Here is a 2,763-nt window from a genome sequence, read left to right on the forward strand (position 1 = left end):
GTGGGTTGAGAATGGGCACGGCGATGTAAATCGCCAGTGCCGCAACCGCGGCTGCGGCAAGGCCGCGCCAGAAGGCCAGGCTGGACCACAGGCCGCCGCGCACTTCGGCGGGCCTGCTCACCGCGGCAGCGGTAGCGAACAGGCGGCGGTCGACCGCGGTCTTCACCGAAACCGGCGGCTCGACTTCCCGATAGGCGGCGGCAAGCGGTGAGAGACTGACCTCCCAGTCCTCGACAAGACGGGCGAAAGCCGTATCCGCATCAATGCGGCGAGAGACGATCTGGCGTTCGTCGGCATCGAGCACGCCGAGAACGTACTCGGCGGCGAGCAGGTCGTCGCCTCCACGTTCCGGTCCTGTGTCTTCTGCCAGCGTCATCTTTCCAGGCATTCTCTGAGTTTCAACAGGCTGCGGCGCAGCCATGTACGCATCGTGTTCAGCGGCACGCCATGGCGCTCCGCCAGTTCGGCATAGCTCTCGCCCTTGAGATAGGCGCCCCGGACGGCTGCTGCCCGGTCCTTCTCCAGCTCATCGAGACAATGGTGGATACGTTCGGATTCGTCGCCCGCCACCGCCATCGCTTCAGGCCCCGGCGCCGGATCGGCCACGTCGAGCGCGGCATCGATGTCGGCGGCGGGTTTGCGCCGCGCTCTGATGCGATCGATCGCATGATTGCGCGCGATTGCCACCAGCCAGGAGATCGGGCTTAGATCGGAAACAGCAAAACGGTCGGCCTTCGTCCATATCTTGACGAAGACTTCCTGCAGCGCTTCTTCCGCGTCTCCCCGGTCGTTCAATACACGAAGACAGACGCCAAAAAGTTTCGCGCTGGTCTGCCGGTAAAGCAGATCGAACGCGGCCCGATCCTTCATCGAAGTCCGAACGATCAGCTTGGTGATGTCCTGCGGCGTCATTGCAGGCAAATTAGGCGATTGCCATGTATTTGCAACGACGGAAATAACCTTGTGCACGCCTAAGCTTTTGTGTGTCACCGGCCCGGATCCGTCGGTCGATTGCCAATGGAATTGCCACTGGCTAGCTTGCCTTCATTGATGGGGGAGCGCGCATGTCGGTCGAACGGATCCTTTGGGAAGAAGATGCCACCGGCCTCGCCAATCTGGTCCGCAAGGGCGAGGTTTCGGCCGTCGAACTGACCGACGCCGCGATTGCCCGCGCCGAGGCCACCCGTCCCGACATCAATGCCACGGCCGAACCGCTCTACGATGCCGCCCGCGTCCGCGCCAAGACCGTCGACCCCTCGCTGCCGCTGGCTGGTGTTCCCTTCGCCATCAAGGATCTCGGCATCGCCATCAAGGGCGTGCCGACGCATGGCGGCAGCCGCATTCCGGCATGGCTGGCCGACGTCAATTCGGCGCTGACCGACCGCTATCTCGCTGCCGGACTTATCCCGATCGTCACCTCGACATCGCCGGAGCACGGGCTTCGATTGATGACCGAATCCAGGGCCTTTGGCATCACCCGCAATCCGTGGAACACCGGCCATACCAGCGGCGGCTCTTCGGGCGGTTCGGCAGCACTGGTCGCAGCCGGCGTCGTGCCGGTGGCGCATGCCTCCGATGGCGGCGGCTCGATCCGTGTGCCTGCCGCCTGCACCGGACTTGTCGGCCTGAAGACGTCGCGCGGCCGTACACCGCTGACGCCCCTGGTGAGCGAAAGCTGGTACGGCATGGTCGTCGACCATGCGCTCACCCGTTCGGTGCGCGATTGCGCGCTGCTGCTCGACCTGACCCACGGGCCCGATCCTCTGTCGCCCTATGCCGCGCCGCGGCCGAAAGGCACGTTCGCGGCTGCCGCCGCGCGCGATCCCGGCAAGCTCAGCCTGGCCGTGTACCGCAAATCGCCGCTTCGCCTGCCGATCTCGGACGAGACGCTCGAGGCGCTCGACACGGCGGTGGCGCTTGCCCGCGAGGGCGGCCACACGGTCGAGGAGATCGACTTGCCCTTTATCGGCCGCGATTTCTTCGCCGATTTCTGCAGAACGGTTGCCTCCGCCGTCGCTGGCACGATGCGGGCCGAAGCGCTGCGCGTCGGCCGTTCCGTTGCCGGCGACATCGAGCGGGCGACGCGCGTGCTCGCCCGCTTCGGCGAACTGGTGTCGGCCGGCGAGACCTATGCCGACCTGCAGCGGCTGCATGCCGCCTCACGGCGGCTGATCGCAGAGACCGCGCAGTATGACGCCGTGCTGATGCCGATCATTGCCCACCCGCCGCTTGCCTGCGGCGCAATGGATCCGAAAGGCGCCGACGACCTCATCGAGAACCTGCTCGACAAGCTTCACCTGACGCCCTTGCTGAAGCTGAAGCCGTTCTTCGGCCAGTTGATGGACAAGAGCCTCTGGTTCACCCATTGGCCGGCGATCCAGAATGTCAGCGGCCAGCCATCGATCGCCCTGCCGGTCCATGTCACCGACGCCGGCCTGCCGATCGGCGTCCAGGCTGCCGGCCGTCCGGGCGACGAGGAGACGCTTTTGTCGCTCGCCGCGCAGATGGAGAAGATCTCGGGTTGGCTGGGTCGCAGGGCGCCGCTGATGGTGCCGACACGATGACGAGGTCGTGAAGCGCTCGAATATGACAGCAAAGCCATTTGCGGGCGGCGCCAATTCCCGCTAAGACGCCGCCGTCCTTACCGATCTCCAGGGAACCAAGCCGATGACGGAAATAACCGCCACCGCCGAAATGCAGGCAGCCCTGTTGTCGCGGGCGCTGCCCTACATGCAGCGCTACGAGCACAAGACGGTCGTGGTG

At 65.3% G+C, this 2,763-nt stretch carries 2 protein-coding genes and 2 pseudogenes; 2 read left to right on the forward strand and 2 right to left on the reverse strand.

Annotated features, from left to right (window positions below; translation table 11 throughout):
- Together EN991_RS31010 and EN991_RS31015 are read right to left on the reverse strand one after the other, a co-directional pair.
- Nucleotides 1-376: pseudogene (locus EN991_RS31010) on the reverse strand (anti-sigma factor); the annotation flags it as partial.
- Nucleotides 373-912, reverse strand: a complete 540-nt coding sequence (locus EN991_RS31015; protein WP_013528490.1) for a sigma-70 family RNA polymerase sigma factor — start codon at nt 910-912, stop codon at nt 373-375. The gene EN991_RS31015 and the pseudogene EN991_RS31010, both read right to left, overlap by 4 nt.
- Nucleotides 913-1,064: 152 nt before the next feature.
- Here EN991_RS31015 and EN991_RS31020 point away from each other — a divergent pair, with 152 nt between their 5' ends.
- Together EN991_RS31020 and EN991_RS41250 are read left to right on the forward strand one after the other, a co-directional pair.
- Nucleotides 1,065-2,564: an amidase gene (locus EN991_RS31020; protein WP_127370182.1), complete on the forward strand. Its 1,500-nt coding sequence runs from the start codon at nt 1,065-1,067 to the stop codon at nt 2,562-2,564.
- 103 nt (nt 2,565-2,667) lie between these two features.
- Nucleotides 2,668-2,763, forward strand: a pseudogene (locus tag EN991_RS41250) (acetylglutamate kinase); the annotation flags it as partial.

Origin of the sequence: Mesorhizobium sp. M7A.F.Ca.US.005.03.2.1, from assembly GCF_003997795.1 — a bacterium.
Lineage (GTDB): Bacteria > Pseudomonadota > Alphaproteobacteria > Rhizobiales > Rhizobiaceae > Mesorhizobium > Mesorhizobium ciceri.